Here is a 22,711-nt window from a genome sequence, read left to right on the forward strand (position 1 = left end):
GGCCAATCGGTGTCTTTGGAGTCTGTGAGCGCGTCGACACAAAGGAGCTGGACGATCGGTGGCTCGCCTGTGCCGGGCATGTAGGTCCGTTTCGCTCGTGGGTGTATCATTGCGAACTCTGCCCGGCGGGCTTGTGGAAACCTTTCCCATGGACTTACCCAGTAGTCGCTCAAGACTCCTGAAGACCAATCACGCATCGACTGATTGAAAGCCCCTGCGCATCCGCTGCCGGGGCGGAGCGCGTCATGATTGAAGCAGAAGCGAAGAAACCGCAAGAAAGCCTCCAGGATCGCCTGGCGCAGGTGGTCGAACTCCTCCAGCGGCACAAGCTCGTCGAGGATCTGACCCATCGTCAGGAGGGGCCTCATCAGGATCTGGTCGAGAACCTCGTCCATCGGCAGAACCTGGCCGAACTCCAGCGTCGCCTCGATGAGCTGCATCCGGCCGACGTGGCTCACATTCTGGAAGCACTTCCGCTCGACGACCGCCTGACGGTCTGGCAGCTCGTCAAGGTCGAGCGCGACGGCGATATCCTGCTCGAAGTCTCCGATGCGGTGCGTGAAACGCTCATCGCCGACATGGACGACCACGAGCTGCTCGCCGCGGCCCGCGAAATGGATGCGGACGAACTCGCTGACCTCGCGCCCGAGTTGCCAAGGGACGTAGTCCACGAACTCATGGAGTCGCTCGATGCGCAGCAGCGCGAGCGGGTGAGATCAGCGCTCTCCTATGAAGAGGACCAAGTCGGTGCCCTGATGGACTTCGAGATGGTCACCATTCGTGACGATGTCAGCCTCGAGGTCGTGCTCCGTTATCTGCGTCGGTTGAAAGAGCTGCCCGGCCACACGGACAAGTTGTTCGTCGTCGATTACGACGGCGTACTCAAGGGCGTTCTGCCGATCAAGCGCCTGCTCGTCAATGACCCTGAAAAGCATGTCGCAGAGGTGATGGCCAACGATCCGGTGGCGTTTCATCCTGATGAGAACGCCTATGACGCTGCCCAGGCATTCGAGCGCTATGACCTCGTGTCGTCGCCGGTCGTGGACAAGAACGGCAAGCTCATAGGCCGCCTGACGATCGACGAGATGGTCGACCTGATTCGGGAAGAGAGCGAAAGCGAAGTGCTGAGCATGGCCGGTCTGCGCGAGGAGGAGGATATCTTCGCGTCGGTCTGGAAATCCGTACGCAACCGCTGGGCCTGGCTGGCGATCAACCTGATCACGGCGTTTGTGGCATCCCGGGTGATCGGCCTGTTCGAGGGCTCTATCGAGCGCCTGGTCGCCCTGGCGGCCCTGATGCCAATCGTTGCCGGTATTGGGGGCAATTCCGGCAACCAGACCATCACCATGATCGTGCGGGCAATGGCGCTGGATCAGGTGGGGACTGGCAACACCTCAAGACTGCTTCGCAAGGAACTGGGCGTTTCGCTTATCAACGGCCTGCTCTGGGGCGGGGTGATCGGTGTCGTCGCTTATCTGCTGTACGACAGTTGGTCCCTAGGCGTCGTGATGACGGCGGCGATGACGCTGAACCTGTTATTGGCTGCGCTGATGGGCGTGCTCATTCCGATGACGCTGGTCAAGCTGGGGCGTGATCCGGCCATGGGCGCCAGTGTCATGATCACGGCGATGACGGACAGTGGCGGATTTCTGATCTTTCTTGGATTGGCTTCGATTTTCCTGCTCTAGGGCAGGGGGCGGGGCCAGCCGGCGCAAGAAAAAGGTGATTGTTCGCGCTCGCGGCAATCACCTTCTTTTTTTCAGACGATGTCCATGCTGACTTAGCTAGCTTCGGCCTCGGCGGCAAGCTCGGCATCTGCAGCGATCAGGGCGATCAGGGCATTCTGCTGGCGGCGGCTCAGCTGACGAAAGCGCTGAAGAAGCTCGCGCTCATGGAGCGAAAGCTCCGGGCTGTCCAGTCGCATGCTCAGTTCATCGTCGAGAGCACCTTCCTGGAAAAGGCTTTGCTCCAGACGGGCGATGATCTCGGAATTCATGCTGCGATGATGGCTTCTGGCAACATCGGCGATGCGCTCGCGCATCCCTTCCGGAAGTCGGACAACGAACTTGTCAGCCGTACGGCTGGAATAAACTGCCTGCTTCATAGGGCGCATATATAAACCGGTTAGTCAGAGGGGCGATGCTGGCACAGCTGCAATTGTCACCGGTCTGACAATGGGCAGCACTAACTGTTCCCGGAAAGCAAAAAAAGCGCCGGCAGCAAAAGGCTGGCGCCAATTATGCGACTTAAGCGTAAAGAGTAAAGGCATTTCGCTATCAGTCGCGGCTGTTTCGAGACGAAACGCACGTCTCTTTGGTTTCGGTGATCAGCGCAATACCGGATCGAACTTGATGCGCCGTCCCGCGATGAGCGCCAGCAGCGAAAGCGCGCCAAAAATGCCCGCTCCCACACCACCGATCGCTGTCCAGCCATCGCTAGGCTGAGCCAAGACCAGAAGTACGCAGGCGGTGGTAAGGGTAAGAAAGCAAATCGCCATTTTAGACATAGGGTTCTCCGTGCTCTCGGTCGGACTCCGGTGTTAGAACACCCAGCGCTGCGGCTGTGCCGGCAAGATTGTCTGCGTTTCGCTGGCCGTTACGATCGGCGCCGTCGGGCGTTGATCATGTTGAATGACCTGGACGTTTGAATCGCTCGATGGGGCGTCGTCCATCTGGACTTGCATTGCTGCAGTAGCGGCTAATAGAGCTGCGGTGATGATGAATGCTGTGTTCGGCATTTGAATGTCCCCGACGCTCAGTTGCTTTGAGCGTAAGGGAATGCAGAGCGCATGCCAGCCTGATGGGTTAAATAATCCTTTTTAAATCAAGCAGTTATGCGGAGTGTTTGGTGTGGATTAATTGCGGTTTGCACGGTGATGCCCTTCTGGTCGTGCATTTTGCAATTCCGTCTGCATGGATGTCGTTGCATGACAAAGCGAAGGGCTGCCGTTAAGATGCGCGGCGCGCCATGTCCCAGTAGCTCAATTGGATAGAGCGTCCCCCTCCTAAGGGGAAGGTTGCAGGTTCAATTCCTGCCTGGGACACCAGCATTTTCGCGGTATGCAGCGACTATGCTCTGAAGGCGTAAAAAAGCATGACAGCATAGTGACAGCGAACGAAACAGCCTCGACGTGCCTGACTACCTAACCCTCTTCCGGTCAGTAGCCAGTCCATCCTTCTTTCAGGCTGACGCTTAGTCCCGTCGTATAGGGTAAAAAGCCGGAGATTTTCCCCAGGCCTCTCGCTGAAGGTTGAGCCCGATATTACTCAGCCGCAGGTGTCACCGTGTCGTCAGCCCCGCAATTTCAGGCTCGACAGGCTGGCCCTGCTCTAACTGAGAGACCATGGCCACGCTGGCTTCGATCAACCAGGATAAGGAGGTGACGTATGGCAGAAGTTTCAGAGGGGTCCGGTCGGCCGCTTATGAAGCGCTACGAACTAATGGGATCGCACGACTTAACAGATGAGCTATATGCAATTGCATATAGCATTGAGCAAACCTTGCTCAATGCAGGGGCTGTGTCGGGAAGAGACTACACCTACCTCGACTTGATGAAATTGGCTCAGCCCTTTGTGCTTGAGTTGTTCAAAATTGACGGGCGGCTCTCTTATGAATATCCGGCCAACAAGGTGTGTGGGCCTAGGGGCTAGTATTCATCTCTCCCGGCTGAATCTGTTGTGCCTTCTTCCAAATTGTTGCTTTCGAAGAGGGCCGCTGTTCTCAGCTGTCTGGCATCCTGGCGGCTAGGGGGCTACTGCTAGCCGCTATGGTTCGCAAGCTCGTACTCTACAGTCTTACCGTTGGCATGATCAGGTCCAGGTTTCTAAACCCGACGTAGCTGCCGCGTGCTTGCAGGCTTTTCTGGCTGCTGGCTGTTTTCGCCATACGAACCGCGTACCCCGTCTGGGATCGCAGCATTTTGGTGAAAAGCGAGAATACCGGCGCCTCAGAACCCAGCTAGATCCGTCCCGATTTTTTTCGGAAAACTCGGATGGCGAACCTACAAGGCCGTCCAGGTTAAAGCTAGCGCGATAGGCTAACGGGCCTCCGGTAATGGAGCCCGGGCAAACTGATCAGGGAGCGGCCTATGTACGACTACGCCGTACGATTCGAAACCCACGACAGCCCGGGCATTGCGGTGTTCTGCCGCGACCTGCCGGAGCTGAACAGCTATGGCGACGACGAGGCGCACGCGCTCAGTGAAGCGGTTGACGCGATCGAGACCACCCTATCGCTCTACGTCGACCAGCGCCGGGCCATTCCGGCCGCGACACCGGCCGAGCCAGGCGAACACGTGGTCGCCCTGCCAACCGTCACTGTGGCCAAGATTCACCTCTGGAACGAGATGATGGCGCGCGGTATGCGCAAGGCTGATCTGTGCCGCCTGCTCGACCTGAAGCCGGTAACCGCTGACCGCCTCGTCGACTTCCTGCACGCCTCGAAAATAGAGCAGATCGAGAAAGCCCTGGCCGCCCTGGGCAAGCGTCTTCGCGTCTCAATTGAGACTCTGTAATGCAGGTGAGTGCTTCTACGCCGTCATTGCTCAGTGGGCGGGCCTGGCGCTTAGGTGAGCGGCGGCGGGCTGCGTCACTCACTTGGTTACGCAGCTACCTGGCGACACGCAAAGCAGGGCGGCCGAGCACCCCTGGGTCATTACCGAGTTGGTACATGCGAAGCGTGTTTCCGGAAGGTGGCGTTCGGTAGGTGGCTTCGCCCAAGGGTTAGCAACACGGCTAGGATCCGGCCGAATTAGCAGATGGCAATCAATCGGGAACTCGCTCGACGAAAGCTGTCTTTTTGGAGTGTGCACCCTTGGCCGCGAATCGATGCCAAAAGCTGGTAGCGGTACCTTTGCCAAGCTGGCCCAAAACTTCAAGTTCCGCCAGAGCTTGCTTCGCGCTGCTTTCGCTAAAGGTCGGGCCTAGCGCCTCTAGAGCTATCCGCGCGTTGCGCCGAAAGCCTCTGTTTCGCTCCCGCCCTGCCTCGGTGAGACGATAAAGGGTCATCGTGGATCTCTCCATCCCAGTTCGGATTGCTGGGTCGAATGTGACAGATGCTGGCGAGCGAGCCAAGCGGTGACTCCCTGTCCTGCTGACCTGCATAGCTGAGCCCCGATGGACTGCCCAACCTCCTGCTGGGTCCTTCCCCAGGGGCCGGCTAGGGCGGGTCAATTCGCGCGCGAGGCTTCGCTTCATATGAGCTATTCGGCGCCGGCCGTTTCCGGTTCCGGTTGCTGCTTCGGGCCGCGACTGGCCTACCTTTAAGCCCTGCTGTAATGCGGAAGCGGGGCAGATCCAGCGGCTCACGACTAAACAACAACCGACCCCTGACAAAAGTTGGTGAATAGCGAAAGGTCGGGCGCGAATAGACCCGCGACAGGGGGGTGGGTCCGGAAGGACCCGTAGGGGGTGGGCTACCTGGCTGTCCGTAGCGCGTGCGCGAGCGCCTTCTTCATCTCTCGATCCAGGTTCACGGCTATCGCCTTGTCGGCGATGCGGTGGAAGTCGAGACGGCGCTTGTAGGTGGGGCGTCGGCCGAAGGCGAGGATGACACTCATCTTGTTGTCGCCTTTACCGGTGCGCTCGGCAATGCCGATAGCCTGCCTGCCCCGTCGAATCACGAAGACGCTGCGACGGTTCTTCGGCTTCCCTTCCTCTTGCGGTGGCTTTAGCCCGATACGTTCGAGGATGCGTTTCATCCGCGGCCCGCTGACGTTCCCGAACGAATCGAGCTTCATCCCCTTGCCCGGCAGCAAATACTTGCCGACCGGTAGGAAGCCCCGCTGTCGCAGTGCCCGCTCGCTGGGCTTCGGAGTTCGGGTCCCGCCATGAACCTCGGGGGTCAGCCACTTGGTAGGCGGATCGCCTCGGGTGGTGTCTCCCTTCACACCTATCCGGGCTTGGAGCTTGTCCTTACGGGCGGCCTCGAGATAGAGGCTGTTGAGCGTCCAACGGGTAGGGCGATCGAACACGGAACGCATCTCGCCTTCGATGTCCTCCTTAGCCGCTTTGGCTGTGAAGGTAAGCGCCCGGGCGGTGGCATAGGGGATTTGCTTCTGGATCTTGGCCAGCTCTTTCTTGGCCTCTTTGAACCCCTTGGCAACGATGCGGATCATCGGCGGTTCCTCTGCTTCCAGATGCTGGCCGTGGTCACTTCTGGGTGGCTTTGCGGTTCAGTGGGCACAGGCGTGGCCGGTGCAACCAACGGAGCGGCTATTGCTATGCCTGCTGCCTTGGACGGCTGGGTGCTCTTCTGCGTCGGCGGCAGCATTGCCGGCTTACCTGCAAGCACGCTCTGCAGCGATCCGAGGCCATGAGCCAGGCCAGCCCTTACCGCATCAGCGCCCATACGTAGGCCGCCTTGCTTGCCCATCTCTGCGATTCGCTCAGGCTTTACGCCGAGGTTGCGGGCGACCCGCTTGGCGAAGAACTCACCGATCGCGTCAACCGACTCGGCTACCTTGGCCCGGCCTTGCTCGGTGGAAAGGTCTGGCCGCTTGTTCGGAGCATTGCGGCTGACGATCTCGACGATGCCCGAGCGATTAGCGTATTCGGCTACGGCGCCAATGCCTCCGACCAGTGCCGTTTCGTCGATCACGATCCGGTGTGCTGCGCTGGCGATCCAGTAGGCAGCGCTCGCAGCCGTGCCTCCAACGTACGCCGTGATGCGCTTCTTGGGGCGCGCCCGGTAGATCAGTTCGGCTAGCTCATTGATCCCTGCCACTTGGCCACCAGGGCTGTCGACATTGAGCACGATCGAACGCACAGTCGGGCTATCGAGCGCCGCCCTGATGTCGAGAGCGAGCTGTTCGGTGCTCACATAGCGCCGGTTCGCATAGCGAAGGATTGGGCCAATCACGTGCACGATGGCGATGCCGCTACCTACCATCGTCACCAGCGTTCCGGGGAGGCGCTGGCTTTGGTCGGACTGGAAAGTACGGATTGCCTCGAGAGGGTTGGAGTTCAGGTCGCAAAGCTCGGGAGCAAGGAGCCAGCGGTTGTCAGTCACGGTGGACAACATATCCATCATGATCAGCCCCTCAGGTGGGTGCGGCCGAACTTGGTAGCAGCTTTGCGCACAGAATCAAAAGCTTTCTGTTGCATGATCACCTCCGCTCTGTCGCTTCCCGAGCCGAGCGTTGCAAAGCCCCAGTCTTTGAGCTGGTCTCTCAGCGATCCGCCAGGCACCGATGCCGCAGCTTCAACAAGGCCGCCGTCAGCGAAACGAGGGATTGCAATGCCGCGGTTGATGAGGTCCAGCGCACTGCTGCCCCACTTGCGCACGGCAGCGGCACGGATGACGTACTCACCGTTCGAAAGGTAGGCCGGGATGCTGTCGCTCGTGCCAGAACCAGGCCCCCGAATCATCCCGCCAGCCGCAAACTTGGGTACCTCAGGTACGTCTGTATCGATTACAGGCGCACCGCCAGCGGTAATCTTGAGCGGGATCGTTAGCTTTTGGCGGAAGCCCTCGGCCATTTGGTCTACCAGCTTGGTTAGCTCCTGGACGTCTTCGGCTGAGTATTCGAAGCCAACCTTTACCTTGGGTACATCCTCGATCTTCTGCTTTAGGGTGTCGACGCTGGTGCCGATCTGATCGATCTGCTGCTGGGCCTGTTGCTGCTGTAGGTCATTCCCAGCGAGAGCGATCGCCTTGAGTTCTTCTTTGATGCCCTTGAAGCCATAAGTATTTACCCCGGCAGATTCGAGCTGCTCGAGGACGGACAGTGCCTCTCTGGCTTGCTCAACCGCGCGCTCGCCATCCTTGTCGCCGAGCAGGGCTTCGCGGGCGCCGGCTTTGAGATCCATCACGCCGTTGAAGGTCGGCTCGCCATTCGCGCCGGCCTGGGTCTTGCTGATCGATTCGGTAAATTCTTTTTCGATCCGGAGGCGCTCGGCCTTCAAGCCAGCCATCTTCTTGTTGGCCGCTTCCTGGGCCTTTTCCTCCGCGGCCAGATTCGCCTTGAGAGCCTCGAGACGCTGTTCCTTGATCTGGCCCACCTTGTCGTTGTGCGCCTGTTCTTCGGCTGACACTTCCTCATTCACGCCTGTCATGGCTTTGAGGCGATCCCTCAGCGCCTGAATCCGGCGTTTAGTATCCATCTCCTCAGCTCGAATAGACTCTTCGGTGACGCCACGCATGGACATCGCCATACGCTCGAACCAGTTTCCTCTCTTCAGGTTGCCTCGTTGATCGTTGAGATCACGAAGCTTGGCGAGCAAAACGCTGATCTCGGTATTGATCCCACCGACGGTTTGCTTCTCGTCCCGAAAGCTATCTAGGAACTCGCCGCTTGAAACCTTGTTCATGGCTTGCGCTAGGTCGTTCATGGCCTTGGTGGCAAGCGATGAGGCTCCGGTCATCTTGTCGAAGGCGCCGGCCATATCGATCGCTGCGTTCTCGAGCCGCTGGCCTGCGCTACCGAACGTCTCGCCCATCGCTTCGGCTTCTGCCGTCAGCTTGGGGAGCTGAGATAGCAGGGCGTTTGTTACGACCTCTGCCGTCAGCTTGCCAGCAGCAGCCATCTCACGGAGCTTGCCCACGGGCACGCCCATCCCGTCCGCCAGCGCCTGCATGAGACGCGGCGCCGCCTCCGCAATGCTGTTGAATTCATCACCGCGGAGAACGGCCGATCCGAGGGCCTGAGCGAACTGCTGGATGCCAGCCGCAGATTCGGAAGCTGACGCGCCGGAAATTCGCATTGCCTTGGTCACTGCCTCGGTCACTCTTGCGACGTCTGTCTGGCTCCGGCCGGCTTCGCGTAGAGCGGGGGTGAGACGCGCGTACAACTGGGTGACGGAAGTGATTGAGGCGCCGTTCTCGTTCGCTATTCGGCGCACATCGCCGAGCGCTCGGTTGAATTCCTCCTGCGATCTTGAAGCCAGCTTCAGTCGCGACTCCATTTGCGTGCTTTGGTCAGCGAGCGTCGAATAGCTTCGTGACGCCGCGGCTACAGCGGCGACGGAGAAAGCTGCTTTGAATGCTTTACCTGCCACTGCCAAGCGCTGATTGGTCTGGTCGATTTGCCGGTTAAGGTCAGCGAAGGCACCGCGGGTGTTGTTCTTCCCATCAATGATGACTTGCGTTGCGACGTTGCTCATTGGACGGTGCCTCCGGCTTCGACATGAAGCTCTTTCAGTACTTGGGCCGCGATCAGGCGTTGCTCTCGATCACCGGCCAGGGCTGCCACCAGGTGCGCCCGCTGCATCTCCACGTCAGCCGGGGCCATCTCCGGAGCCCGTGCGTTCAGTTCTTCGAGGGCCACCAGCAGGATTTCGTCGAGCGTGCGGCTTTCCGTCGGGTCCAGGTAAGGCGCGGTTGCCAACGTCTGGGTAACTTCGCGCACAGGCTGCTTGCGTCGTTCAGGAAGCATCTCGATGACCTCGTCGCAAAGGTCCAGAGTGAAGTCAATCAACGCGCCGAGGTAGCGAGGCATTGCGGCTCCTCCTCAACAAACGGGAGCACGTTCGCTAGCACGCCGCGGACACACTGGCGGTCAATTTCACTGCCGGCAAGTGCCCGCATAAGGCAGGCCCGCTGTTTATCCATCCCATCCAGGGCGTGCCGGATAGCTTCGTCGAGCAGGAAGTCGTTTTCGAAATCAAAGGTCATGTGCGGGTCCTCTGGTGGTCTGCCCCGGCGGATGAGGGGAGGGCCCGGCAGGTATCGGCCGGCCCGGGCCTAGTGCCAGCCACCGCCCGCAAACGAGGGTCCCGGGCGCGCTGGCTGTCTGGGTTACGAAGCCACTCGCAGACTTGGCTTTGCAGGTGAAGACTTAAGGGCGCAGCTCGTCGACGTTGATTGAGCTGCTGGCGTCCCGTACGCGGCTGCCGGTGACCGGAGCGCCATCCTTCGCTGTGTTCGGGATATGCAGCGAGTCCATCGAGCGGGAATAGCCGCTCACGGCCCAATCGACCGCCACGAGCTGAGTGGCGAGTTCTGCCATCTCTGCGGCCATCGCATCCCACTTGGTCCCCAGCTTGTGGCGGACCGCGATAAGGCGGCGCTCCCGGGCTTTTTCGAAACGTTCACGCTCTGAGGCCCGTTTCTCATCGATCGCGTCCACCTGGCCTTGCAGGGCCTGGATGATGACGTTCTGCCTGGCTGCTTTGCGCTCCGTCTGCTCGAGTGCTTCCGAAAAGCGGTTGAGCTTTTCGAGAGCGGCCGCTTCCTCGGTCTCGCTGCCCTGTGCCAGGGCGGCTGCGTACGCCTCCGCGGCCTGGCTCTCGCCTTGTTTGGCTTCGGCTAGCTCCGCGTCGGTGGCGGTCTGCAGCTTGGCCAGCTTGGCGCTCGCCTTCTCGAAGTCCGCGTCCAGCACAGCTAGGGCTTTGCCCGAGGCGTCCATTTCTTTCTTGGCGGCCTTCATTTCGGCATCGGCGTTTTCGCGCGCGGCATTCCAGCTCAGCAGGTTGTCGCGCTGCTCGATCTCCCTCCCGATTCGGCTGATGTCGCCTTCCACTCCGCGGAGCTCATCCCACATTCCGCTAACCGGTCTGCGGTTATCCCCGGCCGCATAGGTGCGGTTTGGGTCGGTCTCGGCTGCTGCGATTTCGTGGCGTAGCGCTTCGGCGCGTGCCTGGGCATCTGCGAGCTGTATCTCGAGGCTTGGCTCTTGCGGCTCGCTGAGAAGTTTAAGTCCGAACATGGTGTGTCTCCTTGGGTCAGGCGTCTTCGATCGAGACGCCGCTGCGATTGAGGAAGAGCGCTTCGGCCAGCCGCTCGGCGCGGCTCGTCGCTTCTTCCTGGGTGTCGCCCTGGAGCACTGCCAATGTTCGGCCGTCGTGCTTGAGGCGAGCGTGATACTTCGGCGGGAGGCCCTTGTGGCAGCGGTACAGCTGCTCGGCCTGGGTGATACCGGTAAGGGCTGTCATCGCGTCGCCGGGAGCAGGTCGTAGCTGCTCAAGTAGGCCAGGTCGACGACGCGCATATCGACGCCAGGACCAAAGACGCGGATGCGGCCGGAAGGCAGCGTCTCTATTTTCAAGCCTCGTGCCTCAACCAGTCGCAGGGCCTCGGCGCGCTTGTGCGCCAGTTGCGCAGCCTGGGTGCTCATACGAAGAACTCCCGGCAGCTTACGAACGGCTTGTTCTCGCTTAGGGCGATCAGAAGGGCGCTCGCCGGAATGCTGCCCTTGTCCGCGGCATCACGGATGCGCGACCAGGCGGCGATCAGTTCGGTGCGGTTCGGGCGCTGCTGGCGACCTCTCGGCTTCTCGGTAGTGCTCATAAGCACCTCATGTAATAAAACCCGACATGTAGCTAATGAGGGCATATTATCCTTAATAAGGCTCGATGCAAGCTTTTTTACTGGTCGGGCATCCAGTATTTTTGAGGTGGCCACTCCCTACAGGCTGGGCGGGACACCCAAGGATTTGGCTCAGCTATCCAGGGCGGCAGGTCCTGTCCGAAAAGTAGGCATATGGCTTTTACGGCGGGCAGACAGGCGCCCGAAGGGGAGGTAGGGTTCGGTTCCCACTAACAAGGAGGTTTGTAAATGGAGCTCAACATCACGGCGATCGAAAGATCTTGGCGGCTCTTTGCGCTGCCGCTGGCCATCATGCTGCTAGGGCTGGTGCTGCTCGGGGTTACGGGTGGGGAAGTGGAAAATCAGAGTTTGCTTCTGCGGCCGATACTTGAGGCAGTGATTGTTCCGGTACGGTGGGGGCTCGTAGGTCTGTCAGCCTGGGGCGCGCTCTTGCTAGCCTGGCGATGGATCCTGCTTTGCCGCTGGGTAAACGGCGCAGATGGCGGGTGCCATCACTGCGGCGGCTTCGTCAGGCATTTGGAGGGCCGCTGGGGCGACTACAGCAAGTGCCTGATGTGTGGCGGGACGCAGTCAGGGCATCATTGACGCCGGCTACTGATACAAAGTGAGACGGTTCCACCTTGAATGGATCTGGTCACCGGTCGGGCTGGAGCGAGGGAACTGCTGATTCCGTAAGTAGGTAGGCGCCTTCGTTCCTGACGTTTCCCACCGCCCGATCCACCGCATACCACTCAAACGCCTCAACCGGCAGGGCTAGATCCCGGACGATCTCCTCGGCGCGCTCGAGTGACAGATCGGGCTCCATCCATTCGCGCGCCAGGTCTGGCGGGAGCACTACTGGTCGGCGATCGTGAATGTCGACCATCCCTTCATCGCTGTCGGCCGTGATGATTACGAAGCCGTCACCTTCCCGTTCCGCCATTCCTGCCCGATCGAACTGTCCGAGTGCAGCAAACCACATGGGCTCGCCTGATCGAAGCCTAATGTAATAGGGCTGCTTCTTCTTAGGGTCAGCAGGATCCTTCACCCACTCGTACCAGCCATCGGCCGCGACGAGTGTCCGCCCGGTTCGCCAGATGTCCCGGAAAAACTTGCTGGTCGCAGCCGTTTCTACCCGAGCGTTGATGGCTGGCGGCCGCTTGCCCGCAGCCCACCACGGCTGATAGCCCCAGGGTAATTTGGCCATGCGTAGGCCGGCGGCATTCTCGTAGAACACCAGTACGCGAGAGCGGGGAGGGACGTTGTAGCGGCCGACGGGCTCCGGGTCGATGCCGCTTTCGATCGGTTTGTCGTACCGCAGCGCCTCGAGGTATTCGATTGCTGTTCGGTACTGGGTGAATCGTCCGCACATGAAACCCTCCGGTCATCGCTCGCCCAATTGACCGCACGGCTGGATAACAGGCAACCTGTATAAATATACAGTTGCCATGAGCAGTACGAGAATGGGAGCCATCATCCTCGGGCCACTTCGGCCCTCAACCTCTCTCTGTCAATACGTGGACACCAGGGTGCCAGCTGGTTTCCCGTCGCCCGCCGCTGACTATGAGGACGCCGCGCTTTCGATTGATGAGCTGATCGATCTGCGGGCGCCACATGTCTACCTGGTGAGGGTAGAGGGCCACAGCATGATCGGTGCCGGCGTTTACGATGGCGATGTGCTCGTGGTGAACCGCGCCATCGAGGCTCGCTCGGGCGACATCATCGTGGCCTATGTGGATGGCGGCATGACGGTCAAGCGGCTGCATGTGACTGAAGACGCTGTCTGGCTTCGTGCCGAGAACGCCGAGTACCGGCCGATCCAGGTGACTGAATCCCTCCACGTCTGGGCGGTGGCCACGCATAACCTGCACACCCTATGTTCGCGCTGATCGACTGCAACTCCTTCTACTGCTCGTGTGAGCGGGTATACCGCCCCTGGCTGGATGACGTGCCGGTCGTCGTGCTGAGCAACAACGACGGCTGCGTGATAGCGAGGACGAGGGAAGCTAAGCGCTTAGGCATTCCAATGGGCGCGCCGTACTTCCAGTGGCGCGACCAGCTGCGAGAGTGGGGCGTGGTGTGCTTCTCGTCCAACTATGAACTCTACGGCGAGATGAGCGCCCGGGTGATGGCTACGCTCGAGGACATGTTCCCGCGGGTGGAGGTGTACAGCATTGACGAGGCATTCGCCGATCTGACCGGTATGCAGGGCGACTTGGTTGATCTGGGCCGGGAAGCGCGGGAGCGTGTACTGCGCTGGACTGGGATTCCCGTCGGTGTGGGTATTGGCCCGACGAAGACGCTGGCCAAGCTCGCCAACTGGGCGGCAAAGACGTGGAGAAAGTCGGGCGGGGTGATCGACCTCCGCGACCCGGCCAGGCGCGACAAGCTGCTGCAAATGACCGAGGTTTCCGAGGTTTGGGGTGTCGGCCGACGGCTCACTGCCAAGCTCGCCCCGCTCGGTATTCGCACGGCCTGGGATTTGGCGACCTACGACCCGGCCTCGCTGCGCCGGCAGTTCTCGGTGGTGTTGGAGAAAACGGCGCGGGAGTTGCGCGGCATCTCCTGCCTCGAGCTGGAGGAGGCTACCCCTCCGAAACAAATGATCTGCTCGTCGAAGATGTTCGGATCACGGGTGCGAGAGTTGCCGCCGATCCGGGAGGCCGTGGCGAGCTACGTAACGAAGGCGGCGGAGAAGCTCCGATCCCAGAACAGCCTCGCGGGGGCTTTGCAGGTGGCCATCCGCACCGGGATGCACAACCCTGATCAGCCACGATACGCCAACGCCATCAATTGCCCGCTGCCATACCCGACCGACGATACCCGCGTGCTCGCCGCTGCTGCGGTGCGTGGACTGGATGCGATCTATCGGCCTGGCTATGCCTACAGCAAGGCCGAGGTGCTGCTGATGGACTTGCGCCAGCGCGGCGAATTCACCGGTGACCTGTTCGCCGATGCGCCCCGCCCAGGCGCCGACCGGCTGATGGCTGTCGTCGACCGGATCAACGCGCGAGAGGGCAGGGGAACGGTACGGCTGGGCAGGATTCCCGCCTCGCCGGAGTGGGCCATGAAGCGGGAGATGATGTCGCCGCGGTATACGACGCGCTGGGACGAACTGATGGTGGTGAGGTGATCGCTTTCCAGTTCCGGCCGCTAAGCGGCTCGTCTGGCTTACCTTTCCAACTCACTCCGTAGAATTTTCATTTCTAATGGCGCGTCGAAGCTCAGCTTGACCTGGCTCCCGCCAATGTCGGTCACCATCAACCTGATCCCATTCACCAGCAGCTCTGCCAGTAGGTCGTGTGGATCGGTGCCAGGCACCGCGCGGATAGTGATGAGCTCGCCCTCTCGGCGAGTGAGTACTAGGTGTCCCATGGCGCGTCCTTGCGTGGGGTATTTGGATTGAGTTGCAATGATGGCAATTAGCGCGCTATCTGCAAATAGCTTCGCATGGTATTCCGTCACCATCTCCATCAATACGAGGGTTTCCGCACCGTTGGAGTTGGAATTTTGCCTCGGCGCACCCGCTCATTTCGCGGCAGAACTTGGTGGCAAAGCAAGTAAAGCCAGCCGGGGATGCCTTGGTCGAGGCTGAGGCCGCTTGGCTGGCGATTCCGCTGCGCCTGTCTTTCCGCCATTCCCATGGCGGCATCCGCTCCGCTTCGGGCAGCGCCCATAGTCCGCGCTTACCTGCTTTGGCCTGCGCCTCGGCCTGTAGCAGTGACTTGTCACGGTTATAGGCCCGATAAACCCAGGCTGCCCCCTGGCTGACCATCTCGCGGTTAACGTCTGTGCTTCCTACCTTTATCCGCGCGACCGTGCGCCCATATCGGTCCCGGTCTTGAACGAGCAGGGTGACGTCTTTACCGAAGACAAGATCGGATAGCGCCTGACGAGAACGTGTGCCATAGGGCTGCGCTTTCTCGGGCGTGTCGATCTCGGCCAAGCGGACCTTGATCTGCTTCTTGCCGGCCGTCAGGCAGGTGAGGGTGTCACCGTCTGCGATGCCGATGACCCGGCAGTCGATCGTCTCGGCCGACGCGGCAAGGGAAACGAAAAGCAGGCCGAGAACGGCGAAGGTGTTGGGGAAATTCAAAACGGCATCCGCCAAGGGGCCAGGTTGAAGCCTCGGTCAATCAGCCGCTCACGTACAGCGGTGAGGCGAATGCCTAGGCTAGAGGGATCAGAAAACACGCTCCGCTTGGTGTCGGCCACCGTGACGAGGATTTCCCCATCCGGCCCATAGACCCGGAAGCCGATCTCATTTTCGTAGTCGTGCGGCTCAGCAACGCATCTAAGCGGAGCGAAAGCGCTCCGGATTGCAAAGATCGCTTGATCAACGGTCAGAATGTCTTGCATAGCGCCTCCGTGCGCCCGAACTCATCCGAGGAAGCAAGCCTTGGCTTATTGCCCCATGATTTGCTTGTACCGCTGCTGGTATTCGTCGTAGCTAAGGCCCGTTTGGCTCTGAAGCTGCAGTAGCTGTTGCTGTTTCCACTGCTCAGGGGTCAGCAGCGCTGGGCCTGAAGCCCCCGCGCTGGTGGCCGAAGGGGCTTTGGCGGTAGCGACCGCTGGCCGAGGGGCATCGATGTCACCCACGCACTGATATTTCACGATGACTTGGCCGGCGATACAGGTGCCGAATCCGTTACGTTGATAGCAATTCGTTGTCTGGCCCCCGAACGGCTCCGCTTTGTCGTAGCCCCACACGGCGCATTTCTGCTTTGCAATCGTTTGCGCTTGTTGATGGTTTATAACTGGCTGCTCGAACTGCGCGAAGTCATACGCCATATCGACTGTACCGTCAGCTCGGCTGCCACCCATAGCGTAGAAGTCCTTCTTAACAGCGCAGCCGGCCAGGGTAATGCCGGCGATGGCTGCTACGGCAGCGCGGGTGACTAAGCGGTGAGTCCGGTTCATCTCGGATACCTCCATGTAGGTATGTTGGCAGGGTAGAACTGAAGCGATGTGATCTTGCCACCATGGCCCGGTTAGCTCCAGTCCCTAAGACAGCGATTACTCTGGCCGGCAATGCCATGACTGCGCATAGAACACACCATCGACACACTCGATCCCAGAGATGACTAAACCCCCGGTCGACATCCATAGCAACTGAGCGTCGAGCAGATCCGGGAATGCGGGCGCATCGAGCGGCAGACCTGTCCTTAGCGTTGCGATCGCAGCCGCCCGGCCGAGGGCGGGGCAGCTGTCGTGGAGAAGGTGAACGTCGCCGCGGATGGGCTGAACGTTGCGCATAGCAGCCGGCTAGAGCGCCTTGCCGCGGTAGCGCATACGGGTGACGTGAAGGTACATAGTGCTCTTCGGGTGCTGTATGGATAAACAGTATTCTGCCGGGCCAAATCGGCTCCGTCGATTGCCTTCTGGTCGACAGCACGAAGCAGCCAGGGACGGTTTTGTAGGTTTTGGGGTGTCAGTACCGGCCCCCTCTGGCTTTTCCGCCGCTGGCGTAGAAGTACGCTGGTGCGCGGAAATTCGTCGACAGTTCGGGACGCTGGAGGACCGATCAAGGCAAGCGCTAAAGCAATCTCAGGGACGAGGCAAATTGTGGGATTTTCCCGCATTTTGCCGGACAGCCGTAGAGGCTACCGGCATGGTCCAAATTCGGACCACGAAAGATGGCTCACCTCTGAGCCATCAGGATGAGCTGTACAAGTGACCCGAGGTCACCTGTAGGCGGGTGTGGCTTAAATACCCCCGGAAGGTGGGATTTAGCATCAGCTGGCGGGGCTGTAAGGACTGCCCGGAGTTCCGGGTACCAGATCGGTACTGCTTGTCGAAACCGACCCTTCAAACCGGGGCAGAAACCCGACCTAAACCAGCAACGGCGCGAGTGGATGACCGATTTCTGCTGGCGGATCTTGTCGGCCAAACTAGCCAGCTTCTCTTGAAAGCCCATGTGCCCCTCCTTGCCGCGTTGTTGGTAGTCCTTTGATTCGATTCTGCCATCAAGGGCGAGCAGTTGCGATAGGCAAGAAGCCGCGGTATCACCGTTCCGGCCCGCTGGTAAAGGTGACTAAATCCCACATTTAAATCCCTCCGATTCGAGGGCTTTAGACGCCGGGGGCCGGCCTGCGGAAATCACCGGGATTACGGGGATTTAGCTGGAGCTGAGGGCAAACCGGAAATGTCACCAAACGGTGGGATTTGATCGCCGGCCACCTCGAAGCGAAATAGGCTTTGCCACCGGTGGCGGGAAAGTGGGATGGCTCAGATCCGATCCATCCACCAATGGTGGCGAGTGAGACGATTTGGTCTCACTGAGCAGACTTTCACGCCGCTGGCGGTAAAGCACGTTGAGCCGTCGAGCTGGATTTGGCACTTAGTGCCATATTCGACACAGTGTGTAGGTTTCTACACGGTGGAAGAGGGAAACCCACGGTCTTGTCTGGGGAAAACCCGCTAACTAGCCCGTGGTTTTCGATTTGGCGGTGTTGGTCCGACTCGGACCTGTTGGTCTGTCTCGCTGGTTAAAAAGAAAACCCAGCCGGTTAGGGCTGGGTTTCGGTGGCGGGAGAGGGCCGTATTGGCTATGAATTGATCGGCGTATACCCCGCCAGCTCGGCTCGTTCAGTGAGTGATTGCCCTGCGTCGAGCACCATCGCCCCCAGCGCCACGACGGCGTGCTGCAGGCCGCTTAGATCCCCCGGCCCGAGGGAGTGCTCGCTACCATCAGCGCCGAGCAGATCGCCGATGACCATCAAGCCATAGCCGGCAGACATGAGATGGTTGCCGCGCTCCCAGGCGGCACTCATGAGCGATTGCACTTGCTGGGCGTCGGCGCTCATTGGGCTGCCTCCTGCTCCACCCTGGTTTCCTGAGCTGCCCGGCCGAAGTGGTCCGCCCAGTCGAGCGCAAGGTACTGAGCGAGGCCGGCTAGCGCTTTAGCTCGCCCGTGGTGACCCGCGGCCACCGCTTGATGGATGCCCGCGCTGATTCCCTCCATCCATTCCAAGACTTCCTTGGCCTGGGTGGCGTTATCGTACATATCGACTGCGCTATAGGTGGTTGCATCGCTCATTGTGATACTCCTGTCCGTTGGACTTCGCTATCCGAGCCCTCCCCAGGCACTCGGCATAGCCTCAAGTTGTGTTGGTTATCTGTCGGTCGCGAACTTTCTTAATGCAGTTCGTCGGCTTGCTTCACTGCGGCTAATTCCCCGGTAGTGGGTGGTAAACTTATAAGGGTGTTCAGTTTTTGAACCTACAAAGTCCCCAAAATAGCGATTAGCAGTTCAGTTTTTGAACCGCTGAGTTCCTTCCGAAACGTTAACCGGACAAAACCGGAAAACAGCGGTTCAATTATTGAACTAGTGCTGTTCAATTTCTGAACTAGAAGTTCTGCAAGTCAGAGCCTCAAACTTCTGGCTGAAACGACGGTTGCCGAAACCTCTAGGCCTTTGCCGGGGCACTCGTCGATTGGCAGCCAGGTGAAAGCGAACAAGGCCGGCCGGGCACCGTCCCGACTCCGGTTGTGCTGTCGTGTTCTGGCAATCAAGTTGCGCTCCTGTAGCTCTCTGAGAGCCGCTGCTAGCGTCGCCTTAGCCATCCCGCCCCAGGCGCCCATCATCGTGTGCGTAGCTGCTAGATCTCCGTTGTTGTGCCCGTTGTACTGGCTGCCGAGCAGCATCAGCACTTTGAGCGCAGAACCAGACAGCTCGCGAAAGTCAGGGTGTGCCATGAGGGCTTTTGGCAGGACGAACGCGCCCATCGGCCCCCAATCAAGCTTGGGGGTGTTCCTCTTAGCCATTAGGGTTCTCGACGAAAGCCGGCAGGGCAGACCCCACCGGCAGGCTCGGCTATGCCGCTTCCTTTACCAGGACGTACCGGCCGACCCGGTGAGGCTTGCGGCCCGGCCCGGTGGCTTCGTGCGCCCACTCAGTAACGATTCCCCAGCCTTTGCGGCGGAGGTATCGCACGGTGCTCGGTGGATGCACGATGTCCAGCCCGAGCGCGGCGTCGATCGTTGTCACTGGCCCGACGCGTAGCGCTTGAATCAATCGCAGCGCCTGGGCCTCGGTGGAGTGGTTGTCAGGGGAGGGGTGATCTGTCACGATGCAGTCCTCATGTTGGTGGCTACCAATGTGTTGTCGCCCTGGCGGAGTTGCCGCTCCGCTTCGGGCATCCTTTCGAGCTCCTTGCTCATTTGCTCGCCGACTTCATCGATCTGATTGATGACGGCTCGCCATCTCACCATATCTATCAGTCCGAGCTGCTTAAGCGTCCAAGCGGCGCCTAATGCTGCGTCCCATGCACAGTCCAGTCCGGTGCGGGTGCTGCTGCGCCGGATCCTGTCCAGGTTGTACTTCGCGATCTCGTCAGGGGTCATCGCGCGTTTCCTTTCGCCAGCCGACGAATCCACGCCTGCAGTTCCTCAATGAGGATCAGGCGGCGCTTGCCAGACTTGAAGGAATGCAGGTCGCCGCGGGCGATCGCTTCGTAAATGGCGGAACGGGTGTGCCCAGTCATCCGGCCGGCCTCATCAGGGCCAACGGCGAGCGGGGCGAGAGTTGCTGCTGCTTGGGTCATGCGCGTCTTCTCCACCTGACCGGTTGGGTTTGGTTGTCAGGTGTAGGCACGATAAATGTAAGTAACATAAGAAGCAAGCGTTTCTTGATGCTTCGGAACGCGTACCTTACAGTGGGCTGCAGGTGAGGAGGCCATATGGCGAACCGATCGAAAAAAACAGTTCTATCTGCGCGGGTGTCTGCCTACGCCAAATCGTGTCTTGACGTCTTATCGGCCATCCAGCAGCAGAGCCAGCCCGAGCTAATCGAAGAGCTGCTCGACGAAGCCCTTTACGCTAAGCACATCTCTCCGCCGGCCTTTATCCAGCCGGGCAAGTTGAGAATGGGAGAGGGGGGGAACTTTGTCGTATTGCTTGGCGAGCTGATGCAAGCGCTTTGGACGGAAAGACAGGAGCTTTTTAAGCTAAGGCTGCACTTGGTCGAGCCTACCGCTCTCAGTGAGAGAGACCAGGTGATTACGGGTACGGTCTTCCAAAACTTGGACATGTTCGGTGGGCGGGACGAGCTGTTCGATAAGAAAGCTAGGGAGATGATTGTTGATAGCCCAGCGATACCGCGCGTTGACCTGGCCTTGGTTACTCTTTATTGGCCGCTATTGACTGACTACGCACGGTTTCTTGCGAACAATTCGATAAAACTTAGCTTTCCTGATTTTGTCGATATGCTCCGCAAAAGCGGCGAGTTGGACGAAATATATGACGTGCTTTAATCAGATCAGCTCGACCGCCGCCGCCTTGCTGTCAGGCGCCAGGTGGGCATAACGCAGCGTCATCTTGATGTCCGCGTGCCCCAGCAGATCCCGCACTGTGTTGAGCGGTACCCCGGCCATCACCAGCCGTGACGCGAAGTCGTGGCGCATGTCGTGCCAGCGGAACCCCTCGATGCCGGCCAGCTCGAGCAGATTGAGCCAGGCGGTTTTTATGTCATCCATCCGACCGCCGTCTTGGTTCGGGAAGACGTAGCTGGACTTCCCGCTTTGCTTCTTCCATTCGGTGAGCACCTGCACCGCCTCGGCATTTAGCGGGATGTGTCGGGTCTCCTGAGTCTTGGCCGTGTCGCCAATGACGGTGATCGTCTTTCTATCTAAGCTGACGGCAGGCCAGGTAAGGTCGAGCAGTTCGCCGCGACGCATCCCGGTGTTGAGGGAAAGCAACACCATTGGCTTGAGGTGGTCGGCGAAGGCAACCGTTCGCAGGTCCGCCAGAGGCTCTTTACGCCTCGCTGTGCGCCACGCGTTCGCCCGGTCACGCTCGGCTCGAATTCGCTCCTCGCGGGATTCTAGGGCGCTCCTAAGCGCCTTGGCTTCGTCACTGGAGAGATAGCGGATGCGCCCCCGTGTGTCGACCTTCAGTTGCTTGACCTTCTCCAGCGGGTGGGCGCTGATGAACTCCCAGTCGAGCGCCCGACTGAAAACACCACTGATCGAGCCCATCTTCCTGTTAGCGGTCGCCGGCTTGTTTCCGGCTTTAAGCCAGTCAGTACGGATGGCCTCCAGGTCGCGGCCGGTGATCTCCTCGATGCGCAGATCCATGATGGGCTCAAAGTTGTTTTCGAGGGTATGCAGGGTCTTCTCGTGGCCCTTGTGATGCGTCTTGAACCACGGCATATAGTGGTCCGAGATGAAGGCCCGTAGAGTAGGGGAGACGGCCCCCTTCCGGCCTTGCGTGACCGCCAGAGGGGTTCCGTGCTCGTGGGCTTCGGCGAGGTATTGGGCGGCTTCCTTACGGGCCTGCTCAAGCGTCAGCATTCCGACCCGGCCGAGCGTGACGGCCTTGTTTCGCGCCCAGGTGACCATGTACGAGGCGTGCCCGCTCGGCAGCACGCGAATCGAAAGACCGGGCTGGGCGGTGTCGTGGATGCGGTAGGTCTTTGCCTGGGGTGCGAGGGAGGCGAGTATTTTCGCCGTGATCTTGGTTTTCATCGCCTGTCCTCCTGACAGCGTGCTGACAGCAAAAACAACTATACGGACAGGTAAAACCAGACGCAACGAGACGCTAAGTGCTTGATTTAACTGGTAAGTGCTTGAAGTAGAAGGGTCTAAATTGGCCCTCCTAAGGGGAAGGTTGCAGGTTCAATTCCTGCCTGGGACACCACCTCTTGCTCGCTCAGCGCGAGAAGCGTCCCTCATCGCCGCCCTGGTACCGTCGAGCTTCCCGTTGCAGTTGGAAGACGAACCGTTCGACCTGCCGTTGCAGCAGACCGTTCATTCCATGAAAGCGAATCCCGCAATGGGTCAGATCGCTTCGCTCGTCATGGTGTGCATGCCGCAGCTCGATCTTCGTCTCGATTCTTCCGATGGGTAGCATGGCGACGAAATCATAGACTTCGCCTGGTTGCAGGCCGTTTCGTTGGTCGCCCCCTAGCACCAGTTTGCAACCCGTTGCAGAGATGTCTGCCAGGCGGCCTTTGAGTTCGACGGCCAGGCGCTTGCCAGAGAGCGTTCCAGAGATTTCTCCACCACTCTTGAGTAGCGCTCGGTAGGCATTTCTGCGCTGATGGTAGGTCAGCTCCGCCGGCAACGCGGCCCGATAACAGGGCACGCCATCCAGCTCGGTCGCGCCGACCGGATCGTCTGTTTCCCAGCTGAGACGAACGCCTTCGTAGTAGGCCTCGATCGCGAACGGCTCGCCATTACTCAGGAAGCGTTCGCCGTCGTTGGGCACCAGTTCGTCCAGAAGCAGCGTGGCATTGTCGAGCTGCAGGAGGAAGGTCTGATAGCGCTGTGCGCGCTCATGGAAGCGAAGGGTGAGCGGAATGTGGTTATCCACGAGTGGCCGAAGATTGGCCAGGATTTCCAGAGCGGCCTTCAACTGCCTTGGTGGCTGGGGGCCGTCTGCTTCTTGGAAGGGATGCGACACGAAAACTCTCCGGCGATACGAGCATGCCAGGATACTGGCTAAATGCCTCTATTTCGATCCCGTG

At 59.8% G+C, this 22,711-nt stretch carries 32 protein-coding genes and 1 tRNA gene; 8 read left to right on the plus strand and 25 right to left on the minus strand.

Annotated features, from left to right (window positions below):
* The first annotated feature begins 245 nt into the window (after window positions 1-245).
* A complete protein-coding gene (gene mgtE / locus D7325_RS00715; protein ID WP_120993112.1) occupies window positions 246-1,688 on the plus strand; it encodes a magnesium transporter in 1,443 nt (480 codons plus the stop codon).
* 92 nt (window positions 1,689-1,780) lie between these two features.
* Here mgtE and D7325_RS00720 read toward each other — a convergent pair whose 3' ends face one another.
* A complete protein-coding gene (locus tag D7325_RS00720) occupies window positions 1,781-2,113 on the minus strand; it encodes an Arc family DNA-binding protein (RefSeq protein WP_120993114.1) in 333 nt (110 codons plus the stop codon).
* A 213-nt stretch (window positions 2,114-2,326) separates the two neighbouring features.
* Window positions 2,327-2,506 (minus strand): PA3371 family protein, encoded by a 180-nt coding sequence (locus D7325_RS00725; protein ID WP_120993116.1) that lies wholly within the window; start codon window positions 2,504-2,506, stop codon window positions 2,327-2,329.
* A 463-nt stretch (window positions 2,507-2,969) separates the two neighbouring features.
* On the opposite strand from D7325_RS00725, the gene D7325_RS00735 reads away from it, so the two are divergent.
* The 3 genes from D7325_RS00735 to D7325_RS00745 all read left to right on the plus strand — a co-directional run bounded on the left by D7325_RS00735 (window position 2,970) and on the right by D7325_RS00745 (window position 4,513).
* Window positions 2,970-3,046, plus strand: a tRNA-Arg gene (locus D7325_RS00735).
* A 340-nt stretch (window positions 3,047-3,386) separates the two neighbouring features.
* Window positions 3,387-3,650, plus strand: a complete 264-nt coding sequence (locus D7325_RS00740; RefSeq protein WP_218565166.1) for a hypothetical protein — start codon at window positions 3,387-3,389, stop codon at window positions 3,648-3,650.
* A 437-nt stretch (window positions 3,651-4,087) separates the two neighbouring features.
* The gene (locus D7325_RS00745; RefSeq protein WP_120993120.1) at window positions 4,088-4,513 is read left to right on the plus strand and encodes a type II toxin-antitoxin system HicB family antitoxin; all 426 of its coding nucleotides are present in this window, start codon (window positions 4,088-4,090) and stop codon (window positions 4,511-4,513) included.
* 250 nt (window positions 4,514-4,763) lie between these two features.
* On the opposite strand, the gene D7325_RS18990 is transcribed toward D7325_RS00745, so the two are convergent.
* The 10 genes from D7325_RS18990 to D7325_RS18995 all read right to left on the minus strand — a co-directional run bounded on the left by D7325_RS18990 (window position 4,764) and on the right by D7325_RS18995 (window position 11,226).
* Window positions 4,764-5,006 carry a hypothetical protein gene (locus tag D7325_RS18990; RefSeq protein ID WP_162987975.1) on the minus strand — a complete coding sequence of 81 codons (243 nt, stop codon included), beginning with the start codon at window positions 5,004-5,006 and terminating at the stop codon, window positions 4,764-4,766.
* Between the two features lie 407 nt (window positions 5,007-5,413).
* Complete coding sequence (locus tag D7325_RS00750; protein ID WP_120993121.1) at window positions 5,414-6,115, minus strand: hypothetical protein; 702 nt, start codon at window positions 6,113-6,115, stop codon at window positions 5,414-5,416.
* Window positions 6,112-7,029, minus strand: coding sequence for a S49 family peptidase (locus D7325_RS00755; protein ID WP_120993123.1), 918 nt, complete (start codon window positions 7,027-7,029; stop codon window positions 6,112-6,114). The genes D7325_RS00750 and D7325_RS00755 overlap by 4 nt, the downstream gene beginning before the upstream one ends.
* A 2-nt stretch (window positions 7,030-7,031) precedes the next feature.
* Window positions 7,032-9,101 carry a tape measure protein gene (locus D7325_RS00760; protein ID WP_120993125.1) on the minus strand — a complete coding sequence of 690 codons (2,070 nt, stop codon included), beginning with the start codon at window positions 9,099-9,101 and terminating at the stop codon, window positions 7,032-7,034.
* The gene (locus tag D7325_RS00765) at window positions 9,098-9,436 is read right to left on the minus strand and encodes a hypothetical protein (protein WP_120993127.1); all 339 of its coding nucleotides are present in this window, start codon (window positions 9,434-9,436) and stop codon (window positions 9,098-9,100) included. The genes D7325_RS00760 and D7325_RS00765 overlap by 4 nt, the downstream gene beginning before the upstream one ends.
* On the minus strand, window positions 9,412-9,612 hold the full coding sequence (locus D7325_RS00770; RefSeq protein WP_120993129.1) for a hypothetical protein: 201 nt from the start codon (window positions 9,610-9,612) through the stop codon (window positions 9,412-9,414). Before D7325_RS00770 ends, D7325_RS00765 begins: the two co-directional genes overlap by 25 nt.
* A 163-nt stretch (window positions 9,613-9,775) precedes the next feature.
* Window positions 9,776-10,645 (minus strand): hypothetical protein, encoded by an 870-nt coding sequence (locus tag D7325_RS00775; protein ID WP_120993131.1) that lies wholly within the window; start codon window positions 10,643-10,645, stop codon window positions 9,776-9,778.
* Window positions 10,646-10,661: 16 nt separating this feature from the next.
* A complete protein-coding gene (locus D7325_RS00780; protein ID WP_120993133.1) occupies window positions 10,662-10,871 on the minus strand; it encodes a hypothetical protein in 210 nt (69 codons plus the stop codon).
* Window positions 10,868-11,053, minus strand: coding sequence for a hypothetical protein (locus tag D7325_RS00785; RefSeq protein ID WP_120993135.1), 186 nt, complete (start codon window positions 11,051-11,053; stop codon window positions 10,868-10,870). Before D7325_RS00785 ends, D7325_RS00780 begins: the two co-directional genes overlap by 4 nt.
* Entirely contained in the window at window positions 11,050-11,226 is a 177-nt protein-coding gene (locus D7325_RS18995; protein WP_162987976.1) for a hypothetical protein, read from the minus strand. The genes D7325_RS00785 and D7325_RS18995 overlap by 4 nt, the downstream gene beginning before the upstream one ends.
* 267 nt (window positions 11,227-11,493) lie before the next feature.
* Between D7325_RS18995 and D7325_RS00790 the strand changes: the two genes are divergently transcribed.
* Window positions 11,494-11,850, plus strand: a complete 357-nt coding sequence (locus D7325_RS00790; protein ID WP_120993137.1) for a hypothetical protein — start codon at window positions 11,494-11,496, stop codon at window positions 11,848-11,850.
* 49 nt (window positions 11,851-11,899) lie between these two features.
* On the opposite strand, the gene D7325_RS00795 is transcribed toward D7325_RS00790, so the two are convergent.
* The gene (locus D7325_RS00795; protein WP_120993140.1) at window positions 11,900-12,616 is read right to left on the minus strand and encodes an SOS response-associated peptidase family protein; all 717 of its coding nucleotides are present in this window, start codon (window positions 12,614-12,616) and stop codon (window positions 11,900-11,902) included.
* Between the two features lie 91 nt (window positions 12,617-12,707).
* Here D7325_RS00795 and D7325_RS00800 point away from each other — a divergent pair, with 91 nt between their 5' ends.
* A complete protein-coding gene (locus D7325_RS00800; protein WP_120993142.1) occupies window positions 12,708-13,133 on the plus strand; it encodes a LexA family protein in 426 nt (141 codons plus the stop codon).
* Window positions 13,121-14,377, plus strand: coding sequence for a translesion error-prone DNA polymerase V subunit UmuC (gene umuC, locus D7325_RS00805; RefSeq protein WP_120993144.1), 1,257 nt, complete (start codon window positions 13,121-13,123; stop codon window positions 14,375-14,377). Before D7325_RS00800 ends, umuC begins: the two co-directional genes overlap by 13 nt.
* 38 nt (window positions 14,378-14,415) lie before the next feature.
* Here the strand turns inward: umuC and D7325_RS19410 are convergent, their stop codons facing one another.
* From D7325_RS19410 to D7325_RS00860, 10 genes are all read right to left on the minus strand, one after another.
* Window positions 14,416-14,718, minus strand: a complete 303-nt coding sequence (locus D7325_RS19410; protein ID WP_120993146.1) for a carbon storage regulator — start codon at window positions 14,716-14,718, stop codon at window positions 14,416-14,418.
* The gene (locus tag D7325_RS00815; RefSeq protein ID WP_245961984.1) at window positions 14,675-15,340 is read right to left on the minus strand and encodes a thermonuclease family protein; all 666 of its coding nucleotides are present in this window, start codon (window positions 15,338-15,340) and stop codon (window positions 14,675-14,677) included. Before D7325_RS00815 ends, D7325_RS19410 begins: the two co-directional genes overlap by 44 nt.
* Window positions 15,337-15,603 carry a hypothetical protein gene (locus tag D7325_RS00820; RefSeq protein ID WP_120993148.1) on the minus strand — a complete coding sequence of 89 codons (267 nt, stop codon included), beginning with the start codon at window positions 15,601-15,603 and terminating at the stop codon, window positions 15,337-15,339. The genes D7325_RS00815 and D7325_RS00820 overlap by 4 nt, the downstream gene beginning before the upstream one ends.
* Window positions 15,604-15,648: 45 nt before the next feature.
* Window positions 15,649-16,164: a YecR family lipoprotein gene (yecR, locus tag D7325_RS00825; RefSeq protein WP_120993150.1), complete on the minus strand. Its 516-nt coding sequence runs from the start codon at window positions 16,162-16,164 to the stop codon at window positions 15,649-15,651.
* A 1,628-nt stretch (window positions 16,165-17,792) separates the two neighbouring features.
* Complete coding sequence (locus tag D7325_RS00835) at window positions 17,793-18,050, minus strand: hypothetical protein (protein WP_120993154.1); 258 nt, start codon at window positions 18,048-18,050, stop codon at window positions 17,793-17,795.
* The gene (locus D7325_RS00840) at window positions 18,047-18,283 is read right to left on the minus strand and encodes a hypothetical protein (protein ID WP_120993156.1); all 237 of its coding nucleotides are present in this window, start codon (window positions 18,281-18,283) and stop codon (window positions 18,047-18,049) included. The genes D7325_RS00835 and D7325_RS00840 overlap by 4 nt, the downstream gene beginning before the upstream one ends.
* Before the next feature lie 326 nt (window positions 18,284-18,609).
* Window positions 18,610-19,011 carry a MarR family transcriptional regulator gene (locus D7325_RS00845; protein WP_120993158.1) on the minus strand — a complete coding sequence of 134 codons (402 nt, stop codon included), beginning with the start codon at window positions 19,009-19,011 and terminating at the stop codon, window positions 18,610-18,612.
* Window positions 19,012-19,060: 49 nt separating this feature from the next.
* Window positions 19,061-19,315 (minus strand): helix-turn-helix domain-containing protein, encoded by a 255-nt coding sequence (locus D7325_RS00850; RefSeq protein ID WP_281273478.1) that lies wholly within the window; start codon window positions 19,313-19,315, stop codon window positions 19,061-19,063.
* A complete protein-coding gene (locus D7325_RS00855) occupies window positions 19,312-19,590 on the minus strand; it encodes a hypothetical protein (RefSeq protein WP_120993160.1) in 279 nt (92 codons plus the stop codon). Before D7325_RS00855 ends, D7325_RS00850 begins: the two co-directional genes overlap by 4 nt.
* Entirely contained in the window at window positions 19,587-19,790 is a 204-nt protein-coding gene (locus D7325_RS00860; RefSeq protein WP_120993161.1) for a helix-turn-helix domain-containing protein, read from the minus strand. Before D7325_RS00860 ends, D7325_RS00855 begins: the two co-directional genes overlap by 4 nt.
* Window positions 19,791-19,925: 135 nt before the next feature.
* Between D7325_RS00860 and D7325_RS00865 the strand changes: the two genes are divergently transcribed.
* Window positions 19,926-20,498: a hypothetical protein gene (locus D7325_RS00865; protein ID WP_120993163.1), complete on the plus strand. Its 573-nt coding sequence runs from the start codon at window positions 19,926-19,928 to the stop codon at window positions 20,496-20,498.
* On the opposite strand, the gene D7325_RS00870 is transcribed toward D7325_RS00865, so the two are convergent.
* Both D7325_RS00870 and D7325_RS00875 read right to left on the minus strand, forming a co-directional pair.
* Window positions 20,499-21,710, minus strand: a complete 1,212-nt coding sequence (locus tag D7325_RS00870; protein WP_120993165.1) for a site-specific integrase — start codon at window positions 21,708-21,710, stop codon at window positions 20,499-20,501.
* 184 nt (window positions 21,711-21,894) lie between these two features.
* On the minus strand, window positions 21,895-22,647 hold the full coding sequence (locus D7325_RS00875; RefSeq protein WP_120993167.1) for a flagellar brake protein: 753 nt from the start codon (window positions 22,645-22,647) through the stop codon (window positions 21,895-21,897).
* Window positions 22,648-22,711 lie beyond the last annotated feature (64 nt).

The organism is Stutzerimonas urumqiensis (assembly GCF_003640395.1).
GTDB lineage: Bacteria > Pseudomonadota > Gammaproteobacteria > Pseudomonadales > Pseudomonadaceae > Stutzerimonas > Stutzerimonas urumqiensis.